The sequence below is a fragment of the Calothrix sp. 336/3 genome (genome assembly GCF_000734895.2).
Taxonomy (GTDB): domain Bacteria; phylum Cyanobacteriota; class Cyanobacteriia; order Cyanobacteriales; family Nostocaceae; genus 336-3.
The window spans coordinates 411,736-438,470 of record NZ_CP011382.1 but is presented as its reverse complement, the minus strand read 5'-3'; the positions used below and the strand labels follow the sequence as shown (position 1 = coordinate 438,470).

The following is a 26,735-nucleotide window of genomic DNA, read 5'->3' as shown; positions in this document are numbered from 1 at the left end:
TTTCGGGAGATTTATCTGCCATTTTTCGCAAAATTCCAGTTTCTACTGGCAAATTGCAAATATTCTCCTGAAAAAAGGGAAATCTATATCTATATGGTATGTAAAAAATTCAGGAAAGTTGGATGGTAAACATTTCTTTAGATTTACCGACTTTGAGGGTATGTACAAAACCCCATAATGCTGCTCGCAGGCGATTATATCAAGGGGTGGGGGAAATTGTGTTCCCAACAATGGCGATGGAACTGCCGCAAGTTTTTGACTATACTACCCCCAGTAGTCTGGGAATGGTGGGCAAGTGTAGAAATTGGATTGATGATTCTAACCTCGAAAAACCTCTTGTCTTAGGAAGCATCACTCCCAACGAAATTCCCTGGGATAACATGAATATTGGCGTTTATCCCCCATCACCCCAAACAAATCCCATACTTACCCATGGAGAGATGGTAAGAAACGCTCAGATGCACGCCGAGGTGATTGCTGACTCCTATTTACTGACAGAGCAGACAAATATATTGGCATTTCGAGCAGCTATCAGTAATATTTCTTCCCGTGCTGAGAATTTATCCAAAACGTTACAAGAGTTTACAGAAGTTGTCGTTCAATACCTAAATGCGGCTTTTGCAAGGATTTGGCTGTTAAATCCCCAGGAAAATGTCTTGGAATTAAAAGCTAGTGCGGGGATGTATACTCATATCGATGGACCCCATCGCTGTGTGCCTGTGGGTAAATTTAAGATTGGCTTGATTGCTGAAGAAAAAGAACCACACCTGACGAATGATGTTTTAAGCGATCCCCGTGTTGGTGATAAAGAATGGGCAAAACGTGAGGGGATGATGGCTTTTGCTGGTTATCCTCTGATTGTGGGTGAGCAATTGGTGGGTGTGATTGCTATGTTTTCCCGACAAAAGTTATCAGAACAAGTTTTACACACTCTTTTTTTAGTATCTAGTGAAATTTCCTTGTGTATCAGACGTATCCAAGCTGAGGGTGATTTAAGAAAAGCGCTACAAGATTTACAACAAAGCCAAATTCAGGTAATTCAAAATGAAAAAATGTCTGCCTTGGGTAACTTAGTAGCGGGTGTTGCTCACGAAATTAATAATCCCATTGGCTTTATTTCTGGCAACCTCAAGGAAATCAAACAAAACTTACAAGATATTTTGGAACATTTGCAGCTATACCAAGAGGGTAAGTCAGAATCCGAGATTGCCGAGCATGCGGAAGATATTGATTTAGATTACATTTTGGCAGATTTGCCCAAGATGGTTGATTCGATGCAAGTTGGTTGCGATCGCATTAAAAATATCAGCACTTCCCTACGAACTTTCTCTCGTAGTGATACCGACTCCAAAGTTGCAGTCAATATTCATGAGGGGATTGACAGTACTTTAATGATTCTCCAGCATCGTCTGAAAGCTAATGAACATCGCCCTCAGATTGAAATTGTCAAAAATTACAGTTCTGTCAATCGGGTAGAATGTTTTCTGGGGCAACTCAACCAAGTATTTATGAATCTGATTGCTAACGCCATTGATACTTTTGATGAAGCGAACCAGGGGCGCTCCTATGCTGATATCAAAAGCCATCCGAATGTGATTACAATTACTACGGCAATGAGTGGGGATAATCAATTCTTTACCATCAAAATTCGTGATAATGGTGCAGGTATTCCGGATGAGATAAAAACACGAATTTTTGACCATTTATTTACAACTAAAAATGTTGGCAAAGGTACAGGTTTAGGACTTTCGATTGCTCAAGAAATCATCGAGAATAGGCATGGTGGTAAACTCAGTGTGGAGTCAGAAGTTGGCAAATACACTGAGTTTATTATTGAGATTCCTAATTCCAATTTGTAGACAGTCAATCACTAATTTGTAATTAGTTGTTCTTCTATTTTCAACAATGCTGCCACCCGTGCTTCTGTAGATGGGTGAGAAGAGAACAAATTGCCGAGGAATTGCCCTGTGGCAGCGTTAGTAATTAACAGGGGTTCAAAGGCTGGATTTGCCTGCATGGGTATATTTCGGGCGTTAGCTTCTAACCTTTGGAGTGCTTTGGCTAAAGCGCGAGGATTCGCTGTGAGTTTGGCTGCTCCTGCATCTGCCGCAAATTCACGGGTACGGGAAATGGCTAATTGAATGATAGTCGCAGAGATGGGAGCGAGTATAACTGTCAGGAGTATACCTAGGGGATTGGCGTTTTGGCGATCGCCTTCCAGGCGGAGCGTAGCTCTATCGCGGGAACCAGTTGTCATCCAAGCGCTGTAACTTACCATTTGCGCGAGGAAAGATATGGCTCCGGCAATGGTAGCGGCAACTGCTTGAGTTAGGGTGTCACGGTTGGCAACGTGGGTAAGTTCATGGGCAATGACTGCCTCTAACTCATCGGCGGGTAAAATATTTAAAATACCTTCTGTGACGGCAACTGCTGCGTGTTCGGGATCGCGCCCAGTGGCAAAGGCATTTGCTGCTTGACTAGGTACAATATATACCCCAGGCATAGGTAAATTTGCTCGTCTTGCCAGTCGTTCTACCATTTGATAAAGTCCTGGTGCTTCTTGGGCAGACACTGGTTGAGCTTGGTATGCTGCCAAGGCAATTTTATCTGATTGATACCAAGATAATAAATTAGTGACTGCTGCTAAACCAACGCCGACGATAATACCTGTGGTACCACCAATTACCGCATAACTAATACTAATTAAAATGGCACTGAGGACAGCAAGTAAAACTAGGGTTTTGAATTGATTTCCCATGGAAGTAATAATTTTTGTAAATTCTCTGGTATGTTAAGGATTACCCTGATTTTATCTATCTAGGAATAGAAATATCAGGTAGAAATTTTTCTCTCATCCAGTACGGTTTCCCTACTTTATAATTAGCTATTTTGCGGATTTTCCTGAGAATTTAAGCCTTTTTTCCAGAGTTGAACTGATATGAGTATCCGCTACTTTTTGCATCTATCTTCAGAGGTAAAATGGGGAATTATCTTTGGTTGTGAGAATGGTGCAACATCCAGAAATTCGTCGGGCGATCGCTGTTTCTCTGGGGGCGATCGCTGGTGCTTTGACTCGTTATTATCTTACCCTGTGGTTTGCTAGTCGCTTTGGTACGGGTTTTCCCTACGGCACATTTTTTATTAATGTTACTGGTTGCTTCGCCATGGGGTTTCTCACCACTGTGTTTGTGCAGAAAGTTAATCTGATTTCCCCGGAGTTGAGCTTAATCATTTTTACGGGTTTTCTTGGCGCATATACCACCTTTTCTACCTACGGTATTGATAGTGTGAATTTGTGGAGAAATGCTAGTTTATTCACAGCTATTTTCTATTGGGCAGGTAGCGCCTTTTTGGGTATTCTTGCTGTACAGTTAGGTATTATCTTAGGAATGCGGTTGAAATAGAATTAGTCAGTAACTCTTCGAGATAATCTTTGGCAAATTGATCATGTATAAAGCGTGTCATTGATTTATTTTTATCGAAAAATTTGCTCAATTCATTCCTACAGTTATTACCTAGCACTTTGCTGGATTGCCAAAACAAAACCTCCCCTAATTTTGAGGAGGTTGAGATATGTAACTAGATAATTAATGCTTCCTAATACCCTTCTTCTTCGTATTCTGGTTGCTTCTCTTTAACTTTCTTAGGAATATTTAGAGGTTTGGCTGGTTCATCATCCCACGCATCCTTATCTAAATCATCCTGAAAGTCATCGTAGTCATCTCCGTAGGATTTTTTACTCGGTGCGGGGGGTTCATAACTGGCAGCTTTTTGATATTTATCCTTGCCACTAGCTTCGCTCCAATTGTCGTCTTCGTCTTCTTCTTCATAGCGAATCGACTCGTAGGAACGTGCTTCCATGACTTGACGACGGGGACGTTCTTCCTCATAGTAATCTTCGTCCCATTCTTCCCGTGCTACGGGTTCGGGAGCGCGAACTTTCTGTTTGGGTGGTTCTAGGGGTACACCACTAGGAAGCTGATTTGCTGGTGCAACAGAACGGGGAGTGTAACTATACTCCTCATCAGCATTATCCCAGGGGGCTCTACCAATACCCAAACGTTCCAGAAAACCGACTGTCAATTGGGTGACTCGTTCCTCTGCCCCTTCAAATACTATCAGGCGATTTGGTCCGGTGCTGACAATTTCTTCGATGGAGAGTTCGTAGGTGCTTAAAAACTGGTCGGGAATTTGTGGTAATCCCAAGGAAGCAATGGTAATCGAGTAGATTTTACCATTTTCCGTATCGAATTTAAAACCGCGTACCCTGCCTAATACTTCCCCTGTTTCAGTGATGACTTCCCAGTTCATTAAGTTACTGTACATTTCTGGGTCTAAGTCTTCAATCACATCCTCGTTGTCAACTAAAACCACATCACCGATTTGGTTGATTTTGTCCAAGTACATATAACGAGGAATACTAGAAACAGAGATCAGGCTGTCTCGTAAGCTGAACGCTACAACTTCTCGCTGATCTATATCTACCCAGACTTGGCTGACGATACCGACTCGCTTGCCGTTGTCGCGGGTAATTACTTGGGTGTTTAATATATCGGAACGTCTAACAGTTTGTTCAGAGGTCATTCTATACCGAGTCCTGATCTCGAATCCGGTTTATCTATACACTATTATTAACAAAAACTCAAGCGCTTGTATGGGATGATTGTAACTTGATACCTAAAACTTGGGTATAAGCTCCCCTTGCTTGAGTAACGCCGATTGTGCGTTCGGCTGATTCTATCATCGGACGGCGCAAACTCACAACTATAAATTGTGCTTGCTGCGCTTGTTGCTTAATCATTTTAGCTAATCGCTCTACGTTTGCTCCATCTAGGAACATATCTACCTCGTCGAAAGCGTAGAAAGGGGAGGGGCGGTATCTTTGCAGGGCGAAGATAAAACTGAGAGCTGTGAGGGATTTTTCGCCTCCTGACATGGAAGCTAGGCGTTGTACTGGTTTACCCTTGGGATGGGCAACTAGGTTTAAACCGCTACTAAAGGGGTCTTCTGGGTTGTCTAATTGTAAATAGCCGTCACCTTCGGAAAGGGTGGCAAAAATCGATTGGAAGTTCTCATTGACTGCGTCGAATGCTTCTTTGAATGCGTGTTGTCGTAGGGTGGTAAAGTTTTCAATTCTTAACAATAGTTCCGTGCGTTCGGCTTCTAATGTCTGTAATTTTTGACTAAGTTCTTCGAGACGTTTCTGGGTGCGTTCAAATTGTTCTAGTGCCAGCATATTAACTGGTTCCATCCCTTGGAGACGCTTGGCAAGGCTGCGGAGTTCTTTTTGGAGTTCTTCTAAGTCTACCTTGTCGGGGACTGGGGGGAGGGGGGAAGGTAGCTCTGCGGAAACGGTTTGGAGTTGGGTTTGCACGGTGAGGAGTTCTTCTCGGTGCTTGGTTTGGGTTTCTTGCAGCTTTTCAAGTTCCCATTCCAGTTGTTGTTGACGCAGTAAGTCGGAGCGCAATTCTGCTTCTAGGCGATCGCGCTTTTGTTTTTCTTCCCCTAGTTTACCTTCCATCTCTGTCAGACGTTGCCTTGTCTGGGTGATTTGGTTTGTCAGGGTGGAATATTGGGAGTTTAAACTTTCTAGATGATTTTGCTGATTGACTCGCAATTTTTCATACTCAATAATTCTTTGCTCTGCTTCTTGAATTTTTTCCTGTAACCTCTGCTGTTGATTCTCCTGGTTACTAATGCGTTGGGCAGCTTCCCGGAGGAGAATTTCCTGTTGTTGCAATTGTTGCTCTTGCTGTTTAATTTGTGCCTGAATTTGTTGCCATTCCTGGGGGGTTTGGGAGGCTTCTAGCTCAGTAAGTTCCTGGCGATATTGTTGTAATTGCTGCTCCTGTCCTGGTAATTCCCGGTGGAGGATTTCGAGACGAGATTGGGCGGTGGTGTGGCGTTCTTGGTTTTGTTGGAGTTGCGATCGCGCTGTTTCTAACTGACTGGCAATGGTTTTGATGTCTTTTTGTAACTGTTCCAGTTGTAATTGCTGTTCGCGACGTTTTTGACGAGCTTCGGTTAATTCCTGGGAAATTGCCTTGGTTTTCGGAGCTAGGATAGTTAAGGCTTCGTTGCAACGTTCTAAAACTCGCTCAATATCTGCCAAGCGCCTTCTTAATCCCACAACTTCCTCAGATTCTCCACTCTCCCCCTTACCAAAACGCAAAGCAGAACGCTGGGTGACGCTTCCCCCTGTCATCGCTCCACTGGTTTCCAAAAGTTCCCCATCTAGGGTGACAATGCGATATAAACCGAGGTTTTTACGAGCGTGTTCTAGGGTGTCAAATACTACTGTGCTGCCGAAAACGTAGGCAAAGACATCTTTGTAACGGCGATCGCACTCTACCAAATTGACTGCATAGCCGACGAAACCCTGAGCTAGACGGAGGGTAGCATCCTGGGTAAATTTGGGTGTATGAATTCTATTTAAGGGTAAAAAGGTTGCCCTACCTGCCCGTTTCTGTTTCAATAGCTCAATTCCGGCAGCCGCAATACTATCATCTTCCACAACAATATGCCCTAGGCGCGCCCCGGCGGAAATTTCCAAAGCCATTTGGTAACGGGGTTCTACCTTCCCTAACTGTACCACCAAGCCACACACACCTGGTAAACCTGATTGTAAGATGACCTTACTGGCTCCTGTTCCCTGAACTTCCTGTTGTGCTTGTGCTTGTGCTTCCAATTTATCGAGTTGACGTTGCTTGTCTCGTTGTTCCTGGAGTAAGCGTTTCTGGGTGTCTTGTTGAACTTGTAATTCCTGCTCCGTAGCTGCGAGGGTTTCTGCAAGGGTTTGGATGGGAGCGGCAGAACTATTAAATTCTGTTTCTAAAGCTTGACATTCTCTTTCCTTTTCCCCTAACTGTGGTTCTAGGGTGGCAATGAGTTGGGTTTGCTCCTGAATTTGTTGCTGAAGCTGGTCGTGACGTTCTCCCAGTTGAGCTTGTTCGGTGCGTTGGGGTTCCAGGGTTTGCAGTAAGGTTTCAATTTGCCGACTCAGGGCAGTTTGTTGTTGTACCCAGGCTTCGGAAGCGGAAGCTATTTCTGTGGCGATTTGTCGAGAAGCTTCCAGGTTGGCTTGGGCGGTATCCCGTTGGGTTTGGAGGGAGACAAAATTTTCCCTAGCTGTATTTCCTTCCTGGGTGAGGTTCGTAATATTTTGCTGATATTGGCTAATTTCGCCTTGAGTTGACTGTAAACGCCTGCTTGTGTCTTCCTGGGCAGCTGTGACTTCCTGTTGTTGACGCTCTAACTGTTTGCGTTCAGCATCCTGGGTGGCGAGAATGCCCTGTACTTGTAACAGTTCTTCCTCTCCCAGGGCTTTGACATGGGCGTTAAGTTGGTCTAATTCTGTATTTTTACTGAGAATATTTTGATTGAGGGTAGTTAATTCCGCAGTAAATTCCCCTTGCTGTCTTTCTCCTGCTTGGATTTGGGTAGAAAGTTTTTCCTGCTGATTTTGCAACGATCGCCAGGATAAAACGGCTTCCCATTTCTGCTTTTCTAAATATTCTGTGCGTAACTTTTGATATTTTTCCGCCTTGGCTTTATCTTGAGATAGGCGATCGCACTGTGCTTGTAATTCCGTCTCAATAATTCGACAACTATCTTCCTTTTCCCGAACTTCCTCTAGGGTATCCTTGGCTTGGTGAATTTTTCTGTCGAATGCTGCTACCCCTGCTAACTCGTCGATAATTTCCCGTCTTTCCCGCGCATTCATGGAGATAATGCTAGTAACATCCCCCTGAAGCACTACGTTGTAACCTTCCGGATACACCCGCAAACGCTCCAACTCTCCATGTAATTCTGTCAGGGTGCAGGAAATTCCATTCACATAGTAATTAGAAGTATAGGTTCCCTGGGGAGTTACCCGTAACCGTCGTGTCACACTCCATTCTCCCCCAGGAATGGCGCGAATTTTTTCGTAACGGTTTTTCTCTTCCTCTGCTTCTTCCTTTGCTTCTTCCTCTATTTCTTCCGTCTCTTCCACTTCCACCACGGAGACAGGAACCTCTAATTCTTCTTCCTGCACATGATCAGATAAGTCAAAGGTGACAGTTACACTTGCTTCGACTGTGGAACGTCCCTTACTTACCTGGGTAGTATTAACTAAGTCAGGAAGTCTATCTGCACGCATTCCCTTAGAACCTGAAAGTCCTAAGCAGAATAATAATGAGTCTAGTATATTGGATTTTCCGGAACCGTTGGGACCAGAAACCACGGTAAATCCCCGCAACAGAGGTACAGCAGTTGTCCCCCCGAAGGATTTAAAGTTTGTCAGTTCCACGCGCTTAATATGAACCATAGAGGCGCTTTGTGTAGTACAGAGTACAGAATGCGGAGTTGTAAATTGTGGTCAGCATTACAATAAATGACATTCCAACATACCATTAAGTGCTGCAATTTACTCAACGCTCAATACTTTTCTCTCTGAAGTTCAAGTGTACCATTGAGACTCCCGATTAAGGCGATCGCCAATCAGGTGATTGATAAACCTGGAGTCATGGTATTGAGCCTGGGATGTAATTATGCACTGATTTCGTTTGCTACCATCAAAGCAGTGACCTTGGAAGTGGTTATGACATTAATAATCGTGGCTGAATCTGCTCCTTTACAAGCGAACGAAGATGGTGTAATTCTTGTAGGAAAAACTCGTGTAACTTTGGATACTGTGGTTGCTGTCTTTCATCAGGGCGCAACAGCAGAGGAAATTACTTATCGGTATCCGTCACTGAATCTAGCTGATGTTTATGCGACCATTGCTTTTTATCTTAAGCACCAATCGGAAGTAGATGCTTACTTACAAAAACGACGGCAGCAATCGCAAGAGATTCGGAAAATGAATCAAGGGAGATTTGACCCGCAAGGTTTACGCGATCGCCTTCTTTCCCGCAGAACTGAACAAGAAGTATGTTGAAATTTCTGGCTGACGAGAACTTCGATAATACAATTGTGCGAGGACTATTTCGCCGTAACCCAACTCTTGATATTGTTCGTGTGCAAGATGTTGGATTATCAGGTAAAGATGATCCAACTGTCTTAGAATGGGCAGCACAAGAGGGGCGAATTTTGCTAACTCACGATGTTGCTACGATTACTCGCTATGCCTACGATCGAGTCACAGAGGAACAGCCTATGCCAGGAGTGATTGAAGTTAGCACAGATGCTCCAATCGGTCGAGTTCTTGAGGATATTCTTGTATTAGTAGAGTGCGCTCAAGATGGAGAGATGGAAGGACAAATTCACTATCTTCCATGGTGAGGTAGTCTAACAACACGAGGAGACGCGCAAACCTTATCAACCTAAGAATTTCTCGATAACACAGCTTTAGAAAAATCCACCGCGCGAGTAATCCTAATTCCCTGTTCCGTAACATAAGCTACTTCAGGATAAAACTGACTCGGTGATTTTTCGGGAGCTCTGGCGACAACTTCGGCAATTCGTAATTGAGTCGGTTCCATTTGCAATGCCATAATTAGGCAATCGCGGTTGCCATTTGCCCCAGCGTGGGCTAAACCTCTTAATCTTCCCCAAATCAGGATGTCACCATCGGCGACAATACTACCACCGGGGTTGACATCTCCCATAACAATTACCGTTCCAGGGTGACGGATATCGACACCAGAACGTACAGTCATTTCCACGTACAGGGGGTCAGCAAGGGGTGCGGTGGTGGTTTGGGGAGGGGAAGCGAGGGTGTTTTCCCGTTGAATTTGCTCGACTGAGTAACCCACAGTTGCCGCAGCGATCGCCGTTTGTCTGCGACTAGTTGCCACCGACTTCAGATGTAAATCTATATCCTTGAGGGTTTCGGCTAATTCTTGTAATTGTCGGGTATCCAGGAGGCGATCGCCAGCTAACAGATGAACAGTTACATGGGGTATACGCAGGCGATCGCTACCATTCAATCGTACCTTTAACTGTTGCCACATTTCTGACCAACTGACCTCAGAAGCTGGTAATTGGGATTCAGTGGGTAAAATTAGTAATAATCTTTCTGCCTCACTCTTAATCTGTACTTGTACATTTTGTTTTACCTTTCCTTCCGGTAAAGGTGCATCAAGGGAATCTAAATCTAGCTCTATTTCGGAAGTCTCAGCCGGAATTTCTGGTTTTTCTTCCTCAACGGATGGGGGAATCTCAGTATTTTCCTTGAGGTACAGCAAAACAGATTCAACTTCCACATCCGGAAGCACAGGATTACTTGATTCTGCCTCTAGATGAGTCAGAGAGGAAATAGGTTCTGCATCCGCAGAATTAGCGTCTAAATCAGGAAACATACCGAATTGAAGGGGAAAGGGTTAAGGTGTATGGGAGCATCCCAATTTTGCAAAAATAAAGACGGTAGTAGGAGCATTTTTCTCCCTACTTTCATAACTAAAGCAGACAGGATGCCTGCACTACTGGGATACTCCCAGGTGTATTATTTACTCAATCGGCGATAAACCGTAGCTAAAGCATTGCTATCACCTACATTACCGGGAAATAACACCACTGGTAAATTGGGAAACTGGGGATGTTCTGGGGCAGTTCGTACCAAGGAGCAACCTGCTAAAATTTGTCCCAGTAGTCGTGCGGAGGTTAAAGCTAACCCTGTACTCAACACATCGTTGGAAGTAATGCCACCCTTGCTGACTAAAAAGCCAATATCTTCCGGTAAACCGCGCACAACATCCATCAATAAAGCGGAAACATTCGCCCCAAAGTCAAGACGAGTTTTCACATCCACAAAAGTTAACTCTTGTCTACTGGTATAGACTACAGGGGTTTTACCCGCAAGATGGAATTGATGTACATTTTGTAACACTTCATCGAGTAATTGTTGATACTCCGCTCCTGTATCATTAACTAAGCGACTAACATCTATTTCAATTCCTGCGGTTCCCTCTGCTTCTAGAAGCGCTGCTAACTGCTGAGTAGTCTTTTTCACATGGGAGCCGACAATTACTGCCCCTGGCTTACCTTCTCGCACGTACTCAGCCATATTTTCGGGGGCAATGGGTTGGGGGGGTAAACCTGCCAAAGCGGTGAGAATACTGGCGGCGCTGCGGAATAAAAACCTTTTACCCTGACTTGCGGCACTGAGAATATCTGTGGCAAATTGATTTAAATCAGCTTGGGTTTCCCCATCTACTACCCCACAGCGATTTCCAGTTAATTGCATTAACCTTTCTTGACAACCCTGGCGAATATCTGCCAGTAGGAATCTTTCCACCTGCTCTGGGGGGATTTTCCCTTGGGTTTTCTCTGCTACATATTCTGGTAAATAACTGTGATGGTAGGCAAAGACGGAATCCCGGGCAAATTCTGTTTCATGTACTGGTGTTGGTACACCATCAACTATTAGGTAGTGGATACTATCGCGGGTGATTCTTCCCCCTTCAAAAAAGGCAGGAACGAGAAAATGGGCATCAAAGTCACCTAATTCTTCGGCGATCGCGTCGGTTTCGATGGGATAATGTCCCCGTAGGGTGGAGTCGGAGCGACTAACCACAAGAAAATCCCTAATTCCTTCTGTTGCTAATGCTACCTTGAGATTTTGACAAACTTCCCTAGTAACTGCTGCTGCTGCCTCTGGAGGCAAAGCTCTTGTATTCGTTAATACAAAAAAAATTGGTGCATCATCCTGTAACCCAGTGCGTAAGGTTGCCACATCCCATCGCATCAGCAACAAGCAACTATGGACTGTTTGCGAACCTGTGGGATCGTCATCCAGGACAATAATTTTTGGTTTGGTAGTCATTTTAATATTACTGGGAAGACTGCAATTTTCTCAGTTCTGCTTGCACATCGAGGGCAATTTGGAATGATTGATGCAAAAGTTGGGCGTATTCTCCAGCTTGGGTACTGACCTGCAAGGCTTGGAGGTTAGCTAAATTGTTGACAAATAATTCTTGGTTATTTGCAAGCAGCTTTTTATTATCCCGTAAAATCCGCTCTGTTTTTAATGCCCGGACTAAATCTTCCCGAATTAATTGTAATGCAGCGATAATTTTTTCTCTATCCCGCAGATGATTCTGGGTATTGCCGGAGTCGGCTAATTGGTCATTAATATCTATAGCTTGGATGAGAGCGTGGTATTTATCTACTTCATCTAGGAGAACTGTGAGTACTTGCGGATAGGCAAACTTACGCCACACCCAACGCCCAATAATCACACCTAGGGGTGCGAGAATCAATAAAACAACCCCGATCACAGTGGAAGAACTAAAAAACGGTAAAACCAAAAATCCGTAGATAAAACCGACAATGATTGGTGTTAATGCCAGTGCTACCAGGATTTCATTCAACAGGAAGCTCCAACGTTGGGAACCATTGCGAGAGCGATCGCTCAAAACCGAAGGACGAAATACATCCTCTGGCTCAAACCCTGTTAAGCGTCTTAATTCCCCTGGAGAGATTTCCAAACCTAACAAGTCTGGTTGCACAAACAAACACTCCCTTCTCGGCAATGGCTACAGCATAAATACTAACCTGAAGGGAAAAGAAAAAATCCCTATTTCTACTTGTAAGCTTGCCGTATTATATGTATTACCTATATTCTATATATTAATTAATGTTAAAAAGTTATGTATTCAGCAGGAAATTTAGTTATAAGAAATATAAATGTTAGTAGCTAAATCTTTGTGATTTTGAGTCTGCTGATAGGGCGATTATTTTTCTAGTCATTTTTTCTGACTAAATTTCCACGCAATCTTGGGGTAGCTTTGAGGTCAACATTACTAGGGGTTTTCCTGGTAATTTCACAACAATAGCAAACCTGTGTTAATTATTTTGTTACTGGGAATCGAAGTTGACGCCCCAACATCCCCGGCTCTTTTCCGTTCTGGGAACCTAGCAAGAGAAGGAGGTCGCCCACTGCGACATAAAGCAAACTCTATGCCATAGCGGAGCCGGAATCGATACCCCACTGATGTTTTAAGAGTTCTTTGTAAGTAGCCTCGCGGACAACCATTTGCTCATAGAGTTTGATCAAGAAGTCTTTTGCTTGGTCATGACTCATGCCTTGCACTTGAGTTGCAAAGGAATGAATGTTGAATTGTTGCTCTAAGGTCAATTCAATTGGGTGATTCATGGTTTGACTCCAAAAAGAACAGAGAACGCGAACAAGTTGACAACGGTAACAGAAGCCCAAAAGGGATACAGACCTGATTCATGTCTATCTTTTGTTCCTCTGTATTAAGAAAGATAACAATTATTTGACAGATTGCCCATATCCTTATGGTTGATTTTTGGCAAGCTGAAATTTTTTGGTTTCAGTCTGCTGATATAAACCCCAAGGTTACCTGGATAAATTCCGGGTAATTTTGGTGATTGGCGATATGAATGACCTGGCTTGACTGCCACAGGTGTAGCAAGAGTTCGGTCTACAACCCTTTTCATCTCTAGGGTAGAGAAGCAAGGGGAGTATAAATGTGAATTATACTCGTCATACCGGAAAGTGTGCAATATGTCAACACACCAAAGTGTGAAAATCTGTAAAAACTCAGCCTCCACAGTTAACTGAGGAGGCTAAAAGTATTTGTATCAAGTTGTGGATAGGAAAAATGCTCAGATTGAACAAAATGCTGAGTATATGTACCGTCTAATCATCCATGGCAACGAGGATGACTGTAATGTTGTCGTGTCCTCCTTGTTCCTTGGCAGCTTCCACAAGGTTGAGGGCGATTTTTTCCATTAAAGTCTTTTCTTGGAGATAACTAGAGATTTTCTCGTCAATAAGTTCTTCTGTAAGCCCATCACTACAGAGTAGGAGGCAATCTCCTGTTTTCAGGTCTAAGGGCTGAATATCAACTTGATGTAGGTCTTCCCGTCCTAGACAGCGAGAGAGAACGTGACGGAAGGGGTGATTACGTGCTTCGTCGGCGCTGATATCACCGATTTTTGTGGCGCGAGCTACCCAGGTATGGTCTTCGGTAATTTGTTCGAGTTGGGATGCTCGCAGACGGTAGAGTCGAGAATCGCCGATGTGGGCGCATAGAGGACTATCAGGAGAACGGAAGATGACGACTACTGCCGTAGTTCCCATATCTGCCCGTTCGGGGTGGTTTTGTTGGTCTTGGAGAATTGCTTCGTTGGCTTGTTGTAAAGCAACTTCTAGTAACTCTTGGGAAGAGAGGTCAGATTTCCAGTGTTCTAAAAGATACTTTTGAATTTCCTGGGTTGCGATGCGACTTGCTTGTTCTCCACCGGCATGACCACCCATACCATCGGCAACGATAAAAAAGCGTCCTTCGGGGTCGATATAATAGGCATCTTGATTATTTGCTCGAATCAGTCCTGGGTCGCTGATACCGGTAAAATTAAGTTTCATAAATTTTCGACAATTATTAATACATACGGTCGTAACGGTCGAGGCGTAACAGCAGTCGAATTAACAGCCACGAGACAGCTGCTGCAATTAAACCGGCGATCGCCGCTAACCAGATATAATCTTTGACTAATAATATAGTCGCCGAAAGGGTAAAACCACTGATAATTACAGCATAGGTCATACTAAGTTGCAAGTTACCCTGTCGTCTTAGCATCCGCTCTGTTTCAATGGAGCGTACCCGGACTCGGACATCACCCCGTTCCAATTTATCCAGTGTATCTTCTAATCTACGTGGTAGACCAAGGGCGGTGCTGCTAACTTGCACTGCTTGGCGACTTAATTCGTTGATAAAGCTGTTGGTTTCGACACCATTCATGTTGCTCATTAGCTGCATGGCATAGGGTTGGGCAACTTCCATGAAGTTGAATTCTGGGTCTAAACCTTTGCCCACTCCTTCTAGGGTTGAGAAGGCACGCATGACAAAGGTGAAGGTTGCAGGAAATCTAAATGGCTGATTATAGGCGATCTCGTACAAATCGTCACTAATTGCGGTGATAGATTGCGCTTCAAAGGGTTTATCCATGAAGTTATCTAACATGAATTGGACGGAGCGGCGTACGGGGCTGATGTCTTCTACCGGAGCGATCGCCCCTAATTCGATTAAAGACTTGACTACGCGATCGCCGTCCTTGGAAGCAACGCCAAATAACGTTTCCATCAAACCTTCACGGATATTCGACTTAATCCGCCCCATCATGCCAAAGTCGTAGAAAATTAATGAGCCATCTGGACTGACAGCAATATTACCAGGGTGGGGGTCAGCATGGAAAAAGCCATTATCTAGTAACTGTAATAGATAGGCTTGGGCACCTTGGCGGGCAATGGTTTTACGGTTCAAACCTGCGGCTTCTAGGGCTTCGTACTGACTAATTTTTATCCCAGGGATATATTCCAAGGTCAGAACACGGGGAGTGGCATAACGCCAGTACACCCGTGGCACTTTTACCCAATCATAGCCTCGGAAATTGCGTCGGAAGGTGTCCGCGTTGCGACCTTCACCTAAGTAGTCAATTTCTTCCCAAAGGATGCGGCAACACTCTTCATAGATGCCCATCCAGTCTCTTCCTCGCCCCCATTTCGGATGATTCTGAAAGTAGCGAGCAATACCTTTGAGGATTTGTAAATCAATTTCAAATAATTTTTTTAAACCCGGACGTTGTACCTTGACGACAACTGCTTCCCCGGAATGTAGTACTGCTTTGTGTACTTGCCCTAAACTGGCAGCAGCGAGGGGGACAACTTCAAAGCTTTCAAAAAGTTGGGGAATCTTTCTTCCTAATTCCTGCTCAATGGTCTTTTCTACCAAGTCATAACCGAAAGCTGGGACTTTATCTTGGAGTTTTGATAGTTCTTCGACATACTCACCGGGGAAAATATCCGCACGGGTGGAGAATAATTGTCCGACTTTAATAAAGGTTGGACCTAGATCTAGAAAAGTATTACGAATCCACACAGCTAGATTTCTGCGTCTTGCTGCTTGTTTGGCTTCTGTAACTCCACCTATATAACTCCAAGACTTGTTGTATAACCAGAGGCGAAACAACAAAGTCAACACAAAACCCCAAATATCTATAAAGCGCCGTCTACTGGAATAGTTCTCCCGATTCCAACGGTATGCTTTCTCTGAATATCCTTTTTCCATATGCTCCGCTTACCGTCGGTGTTGCACTGTTATCAGTAGATGTTCTTTGTTTTGACTTTGGTGGATTGATTTCCATGCCAAAATCCCATCAGTGGGTGATGAATAACTAAACTCTCTCCTACTATTAAGATTAACCCGCAGAACTGCTGCGATATCTTTGGAGTTCAGTTCTTAACAAAGCGATTTCTGCCCGTAACTCATCAATTGTTTCTTGCAAATCTGCGGAATTTGCTCCAGAATCAGCGGTTCCTGAGGTATATACTCCAGATTCGGCTGCTTCTGATGCTCGGTTTGCTCGCTCGATGACTTCATCGGTAAACTGTCGCATTTGCTCGCGCAGTTCGGCATCGAATTTTCCAAACTCGCTCAAAGCGTCTGTCAGTGTGTGTTCTAGTCGTTCGTTAATGACTTCGGCTACTGCTCTACCCACGAAAAATGCTTGTAGAAGAGGATTACTCATAAATTTTTGTTACGGTTGTCTGCCAGGAAAATTATAACTTGCCCTTCTGCTTTGGTGGAGAGCGTTTTTCAAAAGTGGTAAGGATTTCCTGGGTATTTGTGAACTGATTTTTTTGTTATCCGTAAAAATCTCAAATCTTTTTCATCTCTTTAAATAAAAAATGTTGTATTCTCCCATGGGCGATCGCTAGGGGATATTGCATATTGAGAGTGATTAATGCTACTACCCCCTACCTATGGAAGTTAGTACCATCATTTGTCTGCTCGCAACCCTCTTTGTCCTGATTTACAACATTTACGTTCTCATCCATAACGCGAATGTTACAAGAAAAAATCCTGCTGTGTCTGACTCCTCACCCAGAAGAATAAAAAACAAAACGAAACAACTAGAAAAACACTTACTAAACTTGGTTGCTGGCGAAAGACAAACAGCTACTCGTTTAATATCTCATGCCAAGAGACAAAATCCAGGTAAATCCCAACAGTGGTACTTAGAGAAAGTTATTTGGGACTTAGAACGGGATCGGGGGTATTAATCATTCCTTACAGGGGCGATCGCCTTTTGCATATTCTTTATTGTACTGAATTTTGCTTTGCGTATTTTTTGAGTGCAGATATTTCTTTTTTTAAATAAAAGCTTACTTACTTTTTATATATGTTTATTACGTATATCAAGCATCTAAACTTTTAGAAGTCTAGATTTTTAAATATTTGTATGGTTAAATGTCCCTATGTCTAAAATCTTGCCTAAAAATGATTATCACTGTAGCTGCATTTAAGGGGGGAGTTGCCAAGTCTGCAACAGCGTTACACTTAGCTGCATATTTGCAAACCAAAGCGGATACTCTATTAATTGATGGGGATTTGAACCGTAGTGCATTGGATTGGGCAAATCGTGGGAAATTACCCTTTAAAGTTGCCGATGAAAAGCAGGGTGTGAGTTTAGTTAAGTTGTACGAGCATATAGTGATTGATACTCCTGCAAAACCGGATGAGAGGGAGTTAAAAACTCTTGTTTGTGGATGTGACTTTTTAGTGATTCCCACAACTCCAGACGCGATCGCCATGGCAGCAACTTTGCAAATGGTGAATCAAATCCAACGTTTTCCGACAAAATACAAAATTTTGTTAACTTTAATTCCTCCCCATCCGAATAAAGCGGGTGATGAAGCCAGAATTGCTCTAGAAAGTGCAGGTTTGCCCCTATTTAAGTCAGGAATTAGACGTTTATCTGTATTCCAAAAGGCAGCTTTGGAAGGAGTACCTGTAAATTTAGTCAAAGATGATTATGCGCGCATTGCATGGCGTTTGTATGCAGCAGTGGGTGAGGAAATATTAGATAATTTGTAGAGGGAATAATGAGTCAAGAAAAGCAAAGTAGTCGATTTGAGGAGTTAATTGATGCTGCAAGGAGTCGTCAAACACGGGATAAGATAGAAACTGTTGTTGATAATAATTATCGCAAAACTAAGAGTACAGACCCTAATTATATTCGCACAACAATTTATTTGCCAAAACAGTTACATCGCCAACTGAAAACCCTTGCTACTGCACAAGAGCAGCAAATGAGTGATATTATCACAGGCTTGGTTGAACAGTGGTTAAAGTCACAGATAGATGGGGAGTAGTGAGTAAGGAGTAATAAGTAATAAGTAGTAAATTAAGCCCTGAAACTTTTATGGAATCAGAGGTATTTCTAATTCACATTAGACGTAATTTATAAATTAATCAACTTTGGGGTTTAAATCCCCGTCACAAAACCTAATTACGTTAGCGTTAGCTCTCCCGTTAGCGTAGCTCTCCCGAAGGGAGCATTACGAATTACGAATTACGAATTATTTTAAACCTCATCCCTAATCAAAACCGGAGTTTTATCATTGTGACTTCCGAGTGGGGAAGTATGTCAAAGAATGATTTCTTCTCCTTGTTGGGTAAATTTCACTTGTTTAATTTTCCATTGTGGATTGCTGGTAAGAGTTTTTCGTAAACTTCCAAATAGGGCAAACTGTTCACAACTGGAAAGGGAACTAATTTGACGCTGAGAGCTAGGAGCTACTCGAAAATCAATTGTGGCAACTCCATTTTGTAATTTGACGCGATAACCAGAAATACTAAAATCTGCCGTATCTTCCTTTTCCAGTATTTGCGCAACTGCATTGGTTACAGGTGCATTTGCTGCAACTGCTACAGCTTGAGGAAGGTGTTTTTGACATTGGGTATCGCTAGTGTAGAGGGTGATATTAACTTTTTTGCCGGAAATACTATGGGAGCTAGATTGATTGGGTAGGAGGGATTCTGGTGTTTCTGTGGGTGGTTTCACCGCAGCACTGATGGTGGGGGATGGTTGTACTGTGGTGGGGGTGGAATGGCAACTGCTGAGGGTGAGCGCGATCGCCACTAGGGAGTAAATATAAGCTTTAGTAGTATGCATAATAATTCCTGTCTGATTTCTGTAACAGAATTCCCCCCAACTGTTATAAAATCAGCATAAATTTACAAAGCGACTACACTCTTATTTGCCTAATTCTTATGCCGAGTCAGCAAAGTAGTAATTACGATCCTCGTCGTGGAGAATGGGATGGGATTGCCATTGATTCTTGGGAAGTTTCCCTGTGGAAGCAGTGGAAACCAAAACAAACTACAGATGATTGTGTAAAACAGGAGCGGGAGTACCTGAGAGTTAAACACCTGGTTATTCAGGCAAATACGGCATTAAGCTTGGATCGGGTCAAGATTAAACTGAAATTGACTACCTATAAGTCTATTGGACTCCAAGGGACTTTTCCCTGTAAATTAGGGGATATAGGCAAGAATGGCAGTCCGAATAAACAATACACCCTTTCTCTTGGCTTTGCTGCGAATGATTTGGGAGTCAAAGCTGCAATTACCAAAGCAAGGGAATTGGATTTACTGTTAGTTACTAAGCAATTTCAATGGACACCGGAATTACTTGGTAAGCAAGCACAAAAAACCATCCTGGAAACTGAAGCTACAAAGCTAATTCATCAATTAATTCAGGAGTATGAACGAGAATTCTGGAAAGTCCATGAAAGGAATCGTCAAGGTTTACGCACCTGGGAAAGTCATTATTTGCGACATCTGAAAAAATTGCCTCAGGATGTACCTATTTCCCTGGATGCTTTAGAAACTGCTCTATCGCAAACTCAACCTAATACCGTTGCCAGATTTTATCTAGTTTGGCAATTGAAAAAGTTCTGTAATTTCTGTAATTTTGATGCTGATAAATTAATTTCATCCTACGCGACACCCTTACCCTCACCATCTATTCGCAAAATACCCAGTGATGAGGAAGTTATTGCTGGTTATCATCAAATTGGTACTCCCCTATCTCCCTATGCGAGCAAGGATAATCGCATTCTACCCCTACAATGGCAATGGATATATGGGATGTTAGCTACCTACGGTTTAAGACCCCATGAACTGTTTGCAGTGGATATTGGGGCTTTTACTGACCCAGGAAATACTTTTCACCTTGTCAGTCTCAACCCTAGTTTAACAGCAGGAACGAAAACAGGTGAGAGAAGTTGTGGTATTCCTCCCCTATACCCTCACTGGGTAGAACTTTTTGATTTGAAAAATGTCAAACTCCCTAGTTATATTGCTTCCCTAAGTAATCAAACTGCCAAAATTCAGATACGTTTTAGAAATGTAAATTTAGGTTTCCGTCCCTACGATTTACGCCATGGTTATGCTATCCGTGGTCATCGTTTACGAGTTCCGATGAAAACTATGGCTGATTATATGGGACATACGGTACAGGAGCATACCAAAACCTATCAGCGTTGGATGAATCAGGATACTAACCTGGAAATTTATCGAGAGGTGGTATTGCTGCGACAGGGAACTAGTAAGGAAGTCTTGAAGGAGAGAATTAAGGAGCTAGAGTTAGAAAACTTGACTTTAAAGGCAGAAAATGAAACTTTAAGGGGATTGTTGGTGAATCAGCAATTGGAGGAATTTTTGAATTCACGAGAATGATTTTAGTTTTCGTGTATATAACACTCAGTATACATTTGATGTGTGTGTATATACGAATCAAATATACAACTATTAATAAATGGGCTTTTTATCTCATATTTCTATATACAAATTAAATATACAAGCCTTATCGGGTAAGGGTTTAGCTAGAAACTAACAAATTATTTGACTCTGTTTAGGTAAACTTTCCTGGGGTGATTACGGAGATTAACCTGTTGTTAACCTTGAAAATCAAAGCTTTACTCTGGAAGCAAAAAATATATTTTGTTTTGTTAGTTTGATGTTTTTTTGTGGGAACTATACATTACAAGTGTGATAGCAAAACCCTATATTATGGCTAGTAATCTGATTTCCATTGACAGAGATATATATGAATCTCTGCACACAGAGTTATTGCAACTACGTAGCACTATAGATAACTTAAATCGGCAAAGTTATGAGCAAATGCAATTGATGGTTGCATCTGTTCCCACCGCGATCGCGGTATTCGACTATCGGATGCGTTACTTGTTTGCTAGCCCCTCTTGGCAATATGAATATCAGATTGGGGATAACTTCTCGATACAGTGTCAAGAAATTATCCACGAGTGTTTACAAATAAAAGCTGGTATAAATATCAAAGAAGCTCTTACCCTGGCTGATGGTCAGACTAAATGGGTAAATTTGCGAATAAATCCATGGTACGATGCCCACGGTAATACTATTGGTATTATCATCGTTGCGGAAGATGTGGTATCCCGTCACGAAGCAGAGACAACCCCACAAATAAAAAGTTCTCAACCTACAGAGGAACTGCATCGCAGTCAACAACGGTTGCAGTATTTAGCAGAAAACGTCCCAGGGATGCTATATGAAATTGATATATCCCCGGATGGTGAGATGAATTTCATGTACGTTTCTTCCGGTAGTCGAGATGTCTATGGTTTAGAACCAGAGGAAATCTTGCAGAATGCTCAGTTAATGCATGAATGTGTGCATCCTGAAGATTTACCCGGTTTTTTAGCAACTGTTGCTGAATCTGCTCAAACTTTGCAAAATTGGCAGTATGAATGGCGAATTTTTACCCCAAGTGGTGAGGAAAAGTGGTTACAGGGTTTTTCTCGTCCGATTTCCCAGGAGAATGGTTCAATTGTTTGGTATGGTTGTGTCACAGACATCAGTAAGCAACAGAAACAAGCTAAGAATTTAGAAAATACCTTGCGAGAGTTGAAAAGAACCCAAGCTCAGTTAATTCAAAGTGAAAAAATGTCTAGTTTGGGTCAAATGGTAGCAGGTGTTGCCCATGAAATTAACAATCCTGTGAATTTTATTCACGGAAACTTGACTCCTGCTTGCGAATATACCCAAGACCTACTACATATCATATCTTTGTATCAATCTGCCTACCCCAACCCATCAGAGGAAATTCAAGAGGAAATAGAAAATCTAGATTTGGAATTTATCAAAGATGATTTGGTGAAGTTACTTCAGTCAATGGTGGTGGGAACGGAAAGAATTCGTCAAATTGTCTTATCTTTGAGGAATTTTTCTCGTTTAGATGAAGCAGACTGTAAGACTGTGGATATTCACGAAGGTATTGAAAGTACCTTGATGATTTTACAGAATCGACTCAAAGCTCAACCCCATCATCCAGAAATTAAGATAATCAGGGAATATAGTCAGTTACCACCTATTGATTGTTTCCCTGGACAGTTGAATCAGGTATTTATGAATCTGTTTGTGAATGCCATTGATATATTAGAGGAAGAGGTACAAAAGAATCAGAATTTCCTACCACGAATTTCCATTCATAGTCAGATGATATCTCCAGATTTCATTGCGATTCGGATTCAAGATAATGGTAGAGGTATTCCCCCAGAAGTTTTACCAAAACTTTTTGACCCCTTCTTTACTACTAAGGAAGTTGGGAAGGGTACAGGATTAGGTTTATCTATCAGTTATCAAATAGTGGTGGAAAAGCATGGTGGTAGATTGTATTGTAATTCTGTGGTGGGAGAAGGGGCAGAATTTGTTATAGAGATTCCTCGGAAGATGGGTACTTTGAATTAGTCATTATCAGAAACGATTCGATTTTTCACGCTTTTTGCTAATACCCTATTCAGGGACTTTGGCGTGAATTATGGAAGCATATTTGTCAACCCACTCTTCCCTTTTATTGGCAATGTATTTTTCCGGAGTTTGAGTATGAGTAGCAGTCAAAATTGCCGTAATCCACCATAATTATATATTGTGTCTGATACCCAAACTACCTAAAGGCAAAGGGTGAGGGATTTTGTCAAGGCATCGTATGCTTTTTCAAATTGGTATTACCTGTTGTTTGAATATGTCAAAATAACACATAGACTTGTTAATCATATTTTGACGATCGCCAGTTACCAAAATTATGGAACAAAATCTTTCGTTCCATACACAGAATGCTTTTTTTGTATAGTCTTTGATTTCTAAGCAGTTAAATTATATCAGGACTTACGCAATATTTTTCCGTCATGGCGACGTAGGTTAGCAATCTCAAAGCCTTGATTTCTCATGACAATTGTGAAATTCCTCTCTATAAGTAAAAAATGTCAAAGCATTTTCTACCTTCAACATACAAATTAAATACCTACTAGCTTAATACTGGATGATAGAAAGATAGATTCTGTGTATAAATTTGGGAAGTATAAATAATATAACTAGTGTCTGCTTGATAAAAGCAATATAACTGAATATGGGTATGAATCAAGTTACGGTAAATGAAATTGACTATAAATCCCTGCAAAGAGAATTAGAAGAGTTACGTTGCTTAGTTAAAGAACAAAAAGAATATATATTAGAACTTCAGAGACTGATAGATAATGTCCCTGGGATGATTTATCAGTTTTGTCTATATCCTGATGGAAAAATCACTTTCCCTTATGTCTCTATTGGGTGTCGAGAAATTTACGAACTGGAACCAGAAGAGATTACCCAGAAACCAGAACTATTATTTTCAAATATATACCCAGAGGATTTGCCTCAATTACAGCAACGGATTTCTATTTCTGCTCAAGCTTTGGAAAACTGGGAGTCGGAATGGAGGGTGACTACTCCTGGGGGAAAAAAGAAGTGGTTGAGGGGAGTTTCTCGTCCTCGCTTACAAGTAGATGGTAGGATTCTTTGGGATGGATGTTTGATTGACATTACTGAAACTAAGGAAATTGATAATACTTTACGGCAACTGAATGAAGAATTAGAAGCAGAGGTGGAAAAACGTACTCAAGATTTACGTCAGAGTGAGGCGAGGTTAGAAAAACTAGCAGATAATGTACCGGGGATGTTTTATGAGTTTCGTCTCGAACCTGATAACACCACCTATTTCCCTTACGTTTCCTCTGGATGTCGAGGAATTTATGAAATTGCTCCAGAGCAGTTGCAAGAAAATCCCCATGCAACCTACCTATTGATTCATTCAGATGATGTATCGGGTGTACAAGCAGCCATGCTGAATTCCGCGCAGAATCTGGAAAAATGGGAGTATGAGTGGCGAATTATAACACCTTCTGGTAGGGAAAAATGGCTCCAAGGTTTGTCCCAACCCCAACTACAACCCGATGGTGCGATTGTGTGGTTTGGTTGTGTAATTGATATTACTATCCGTAAGCAAGCAGAAATTGCACTGAAAAAAAGTGAAGCACAACTACAAGCGATTTTAGATAATGCTCCAGTGGCAATTTACTTGAAAGATGTGGAGGGGAAATATTTGATTGCCAGTCAGAAGATTGCTACCACCCTGGGGGGTAAGAATTTGATTGGTAAGACTGACTATGATATTTTTCCCTCAGAAACTGCCAAGAAAATTTGGGGTAATGACTTAGAGGTAATAAAAAATCTCACCCCCATACAAACGGAAGAAGTTATGAACTTACCGGATGGGGAGCATACCTATGTGTCAATTAAGTTTCCTTTGCTAGATGCTGCTGGTGAGGTGTATGCTGTGGGGGGAATCTCCACAGAGATTACGGAACTTAAACGTGCGGAAACTGCATTAAAAGAGAGTGAAGCCAGATTGAGAACTGTTGTTAGTTCTGCGCCAATTATTTTGTATGCTTTAGATAGTCAGGGCGTGTTTGTAATTTCCGAAGGTCAAGGTTTAAGTGCTTTGGGGTTGCAACCAGGGGAATTAATTGGTCAATCTGTATATGAAGTTTACCAAGATTTTCCAGAAGTTTTAGCAAATATTACTAGGTCATTGGCGGGTGAGGAACTGACAACTGTAGTGGAAGTAGCTGGATTTTATTTCGAGACTCGCTCGGTTCCTATACGGGATAACAAGGATAATACTATTGGCACTATTGGGGTGTCTGTAGATGTAACTGAACGCAAACGCGCGGAAGAACTTTTACAAAAACAAACCCAGGAATTGGAAAATACTCTGCGAGAATTGCAACTTACCCAGTCACAGCTAATTCAGAGTGAAAAAATGTCTTCCCTAGGACAAATGGTGGCAGGTGTTGCCCATGAAATCAATAATCCTGTGAATTTTATTCATGGAAATTTGACTCCTGCCTGCGATTATGTCAATGATTTATTGAATCTTGTGGTTCTATATCAAGAGTATTATCCTCAACCGGTGTCGGAAATCCAAGAGGAAATAGAAGCAATTGACTTAGATTTTCTCCAGGATGACTTACCCAAGTTGCTCAATTCCATGAGTGTGGGGACAACGAGAATTCGGGAAATTGTGCGATCGCTGCGGAATTTCTCCCGTCTGGATGAGTCAGAATATAAGCAAGTGGATATTCACGAAGGTATTGATAGTACTTTGATGATTCTCCACAATCGCTTGAAAGCTAAGTCGGAATTGCCAGAAATTCAGGTAGTGAAAAACTATACTTCTTTACCCCTGGTAGAATGTTATCCTGGTCAACTGAATCAGGTATTCATGAATTTATTAACTAATGCGATTGATGCTCTAGATGAAGCTGTCCAAAAACAGTTGGTGACATCTCCTCAAATTTATATCTATACAGAATTAGTTTACCCTGACTGGATTGGAATTAGGATTGCCGATAATGGTCTGGGAATTCCCCCAGGAATTATCTCAAAATTATTTGACCCTTTCTTTACGACAAAAGAGGTGGGTAAGGGTACAGGTTTGGGTTTATCGATTAGCTATCAAATTGTGGTTGAGCATCATGGTGGTAAACTTACCTGCAATTCCATACCAGGGGAAGGGACAGAATTTTTCATTGCTATTCCCATGAAACAAATTTGATGTTTTTCCCCCAAATCCCTATTATCTAGATGGGCGATAGAGCTATGCTCCGACGAAGCGGCGATCGCCATCCAGTATCCTTCGCCTTTTAGTACATAAGCACTAAAAAGAGCCTAGTCAAAGTAAGCAAAAAGTAAGAAATAGATTTCATGGCAAATTCTGAAAATTTTGATGATAGGGGATTTGGGGAAGTAAAGCCGCGCAGGGTCTTTGCCCAGCATTGGCTACGTAGTGAAGCAGCTTTGAGCGCAATTATCAACGCAGGAGAGTTAAGTAGTCAGGACAAGATTTTGGAAATTGGTCCAGGTACAGGTATTCTGACTCAGCGTTTATTACCCCTGGTTAAGTCCTTGGTTGCGGTAGAAATTGACCGAAATTTATGTAAATTATTGGTGCAGAAGTATCGAGAGAAAAAAAATTTTATCCTGCTACAAGGAGATTTTTTGGAGTTAGATTTAGCTGGAATATTAGCAGCATATCCAGAGTTTCAACAACCGGAAAAAGTGATGGCGAATATTCCCTACAATATTACTGGACCAATCATCGAAAAACTTCTCGGAACTATCGCTCAACCCAACCCCCAACCCTTCACATCAATTGTTCTATTAATTCAGAAAGAAGTTGCCGAACGCTTAGTGGCAAAACCCAGTTCTAGAGCTTTTGGAGCCTTAACAGTTAGGGTACAATATCTGGCAGAATGCGAGTATGTTTGTACAGTTCCCGCCAAAGCTTTTTACCCACCACCCAAGGTAGATTCTGCCGTGGTAAAATTAACCCCACGAGCAACTTACCCCCCCGCAAATAATCCCAAAAAATTAGAGACAATTGTTAAGTTAGGGTTTAGTTCTAAACGCAAGATGCTCCGGAATAATCTACAATCTGTGATGGAACGCGACAACTTAAACCAACTTCTGGAAAAAATAGCTCTCAATTCCCAGGTACGAGCAGAAGATTTGAGTATTGCTCAATGGGTTGAGTTATGCAACCATTTATTTGACTAGTATTCGACCAGATTAATTCTGAGG

The 26,735-nt window shown here is 42.1% G+C and carries 22 protein-coding genes; 11 read left to right on the top strand and 11 right to left on the bottom strand.

Going from position 1 to position 26,735, the window contains the following annotated elements; genetic code table 11:
• Positions 1 to 122 precede the first annotated feature (122 nt).
• Positions 123 to 1,859, top strand: coding sequence for a GAF domain-containing sensor histidine kinase (locus IJ00_RS30080; protein WP_052754357.1), 1,737 nt, complete (start codon positions 123 to 125; stop codon positions 1,857 to 1,859).
• Between the two features lie 11 nt (positions 1,860 to 1,870).
• On the opposite strand, the gene IJ00_RS01790 is transcribed toward IJ00_RS30080, so the two are convergent.
• A complete protein-coding gene (locus tag IJ00_RS01790; protein WP_035149451.1) occupies positions 1,871 to 2,758 on the bottom strand; it encodes a M48 family metalloprotease in 888 nt (295 codons plus the stop codon).
• Between the two features lie 247 nt (positions 2,759 to 3,005).
• Here IJ00_RS01790 and crcB point away from each other — a divergent pair, with 247 nt between their 5' ends.
• Complete coding sequence (crcB, locus tag IJ00_RS01785) at positions 3,006 to 3,404, top strand: fluoride efflux transporter CrcB (RefSeq protein WP_035149448.1); 399 nt, start codon at positions 3,006 to 3,008, stop codon at positions 3,402 to 3,404.
• Between the two features lie 193 nt (positions 3,405 to 3,597).
• Here the strand turns inward: crcB and IJ00_RS01780 are convergent, their stop codons facing one another.
• Positions 3,598 to 4,584, bottom strand: a complete 987-nt coding sequence (locus IJ00_RS01780; protein ID WP_035149445.1) for a PRC-barrel domain-containing protein — start codon at positions 4,582 to 4,584, stop codon at positions 3,598 to 3,600.
• A 58-nt stretch (positions 4,585 to 4,642) separates the two neighbouring features.
• Complete coding sequence (smc, locus tag IJ00_RS01775; RefSeq protein WP_035149441.1) at positions 4,643 to 8,308, bottom strand: chromosome segregation protein SMC; 3,666 nt, start codon at positions 8,306 to 8,308, stop codon at positions 4,643 to 4,645.
• Between the two features lie 144 nt (positions 8,309 to 8,452).
• On the opposite strand from smc, the gene IJ00_RS01770 reads away from it, so the two are divergent.
• Both IJ00_RS01770 and IJ00_RS01765 read left to right on the top strand, forming a co-directional pair.
• Positions 8,453 to 8,920: a DUF433 domain-containing protein gene (locus IJ00_RS01770; RefSeq protein ID WP_238178414.1), complete on the top strand. Its 468-nt coding sequence runs from the start codon at positions 8,453 to 8,455 to the stop codon at positions 8,918 to 8,920.
• Positions 8,914 to 9,264: a DUF5615 family PIN-like protein gene (locus IJ00_RS01765; RefSeq protein ID WP_035149438.1), complete on the top strand. Its 351-nt coding sequence runs from the start codon at positions 8,914 to 8,916 to the stop codon at positions 9,262 to 9,264. The genes IJ00_RS01770 and IJ00_RS01765 overlap by 7 nt, the downstream gene beginning before the upstream one ends.
• A 41-nt stretch (positions 9,265 to 9,305) precedes the next feature.
• On the opposite strand, the gene minC is transcribed toward IJ00_RS01765, so the two are convergent.
• From minC to IJ00_RS01730, 7 genes are all read right to left on the bottom strand, one after another.
• Complete coding sequence (gene minC, locus IJ00_RS01760; RefSeq protein ID WP_035149435.1) at positions 9,306 to 10,283, bottom strand: septum site-determining protein MinC; 978 nt, start codon at positions 10,281 to 10,283, stop codon at positions 9,306 to 9,308.
• Between the two features lie 143 nt (positions 10,284 to 10,426).
• Positions 10,427 to 11,746 carry a four-carbon acid sugar kinase family protein gene (locus IJ00_RS01755; protein ID WP_035149433.1) on the bottom strand — a complete coding sequence of 440 codons (1,320 nt, stop codon included), beginning with the start codon at positions 11,744 to 11,746 and terminating at the stop codon, positions 10,427 to 10,429.
• A gap of 7 nt (positions 11,747 to 11,753) precedes the next feature.
• Positions 11,754 to 12,431: a hypothetical protein gene (locus IJ00_RS01750; RefSeq protein WP_035149430.1), complete on the bottom strand. Its 678-nt coding sequence runs from the start codon at positions 12,429 to 12,431 to the stop codon at positions 11,754 to 11,756.
• A 449-nt stretch (positions 12,432 to 12,880) separates the two neighbouring features.
• Positions 12,881 to 13,078: an NblA/ycf18 family protein gene (locus IJ00_RS01745; protein ID WP_035149428.1), complete on the bottom strand. Its 198-nt coding sequence runs from the start codon at positions 13,076 to 13,078 to the stop codon at positions 12,881 to 12,883.
• A 510-nt stretch (positions 13,079 to 13,588) separates the two neighbouring features.
• On the bottom strand, positions 13,589 to 14,317 hold the full coding sequence (locus tag IJ00_RS01740; RefSeq protein WP_035149425.1) for a Stp1/IreP family PP2C-type Ser/Thr phosphatase: 729 nt from the start codon (positions 14,315 to 14,317) through the stop codon (positions 13,589 to 13,591).
• Positions 14,318 to 14,333: 16 nt separating this feature from the next.
• On the bottom strand, positions 14,334 to 16,019 hold the full coding sequence (locus tag IJ00_RS01735) for an AarF/ABC1/UbiB kinase family protein (protein ID WP_035149423.1): 1,686 nt from the start codon (positions 16,017 to 16,019) through the stop codon (positions 14,334 to 14,336).
• A 130-nt stretch (positions 16,020 to 16,149) separates the two neighbouring features.
• Positions 16,150 to 16,479, bottom strand: a complete 330-nt coding sequence (locus tag IJ00_RS01730; protein ID WP_035149421.1) for a DUF6825 family protein — start codon at positions 16,477 to 16,479, stop codon at positions 16,150 to 16,152.
• A gap of 235 nt (positions 16,480 to 16,714) precedes the next feature.
• Here IJ00_RS01730 and IJ00_RS01725 point away from each other — a divergent pair, with 235 nt between their 5' ends.
• The 3 genes from IJ00_RS01725 (at position 16,715) to IJ00_RS01715 (ending at position 18,106) form a co-directional block, all read left to right on the top strand.
• Positions 16,715 to 17,014 (top strand): hypothetical protein, encoded by a 300-nt coding sequence (locus IJ00_RS01725; protein ID WP_052754356.1) that lies wholly within the window; start codon positions 16,715 to 16,717, stop codon positions 17,012 to 17,014.
• Positions 17,015 to 17,231: 217 nt separating this feature from the next.
• Complete coding sequence (locus IJ00_RS01720) at positions 17,232 to 17,828, top strand: ParA family protein (RefSeq protein ID WP_035149418.1); 597 nt, start codon at positions 17,232 to 17,234, stop codon at positions 17,826 to 17,828.
• 8 nt (positions 17,829 to 17,836) lie between these two features.
• On the top strand, positions 17,837 to 18,106 hold the full coding sequence (locus tag IJ00_RS01715) for a hypothetical protein (protein WP_035149415.1): 270 nt from the start codon (positions 17,837 to 17,839) through the stop codon (positions 18,104 to 18,106).
• 275 nt (positions 18,107 to 18,381) lie between these two features.
• Here the strand turns inward: IJ00_RS01715 and IJ00_RS01710 are convergent, their stop codons facing one another.
• Positions 18,382 to 18,909, bottom strand: a complete 528-nt coding sequence (locus IJ00_RS01710; protein WP_035149412.1) for a GerMN domain-containing protein — start codon at positions 18,907 to 18,909, stop codon at positions 18,382 to 18,384.
• Positions 18,910 to 19,007: 98 nt separating this feature from the next.
• Between IJ00_RS01710 and IJ00_RS01705 the strand changes: the two genes are divergently transcribed.
• The 4 genes from IJ00_RS01705 (at position 19,008) to rsmA (ending at position 26,711) form a co-directional block, all read left to right on the top strand.
• Positions 19,008 to 20,477 carry an integrase gene (locus tag IJ00_RS01705; RefSeq protein ID WP_035149410.1) on the top strand — a complete coding sequence of 490 codons (1,470 nt, stop codon included), beginning with the start codon at positions 19,008 to 19,010 and terminating at the stop codon, positions 20,475 to 20,477.
• A gap of 333 nt (positions 20,478 to 20,810) precedes the next feature.
• Positions 20,811 to 22,526, top strand: coding sequence for an ATP-binding protein (locus IJ00_RS26895; RefSeq protein WP_052754355.1), 1,716 nt, complete (start codon positions 20,811 to 20,813; stop codon positions 22,524 to 22,526).
• 658 nt (positions 22,527 to 23,184) lie between these two features.
• Complete coding sequence (locus IJ00_RS01695) at positions 23,185 to 25,710, top strand: PAS domain S-box protein (protein WP_035149406.1); 2,526 nt, start codon at positions 23,185 to 23,187, stop codon at positions 25,708 to 25,710.
• A 149-nt stretch (positions 25,711 to 25,859) separates the two neighbouring features.
• Complete coding sequence (rsmA, locus tag IJ00_RS01690) at positions 25,860 to 26,711, top strand: 16S rRNA (adenine(1518)-N(6)/adenine(1519)-N(6))-dimethyltransferase RsmA (protein WP_035149404.1); 852 nt, start codon at positions 25,860 to 25,862, stop codon at positions 26,709 to 26,711.
• Positions 26,712 to 26,735 lie beyond the last annotated feature (24 nt).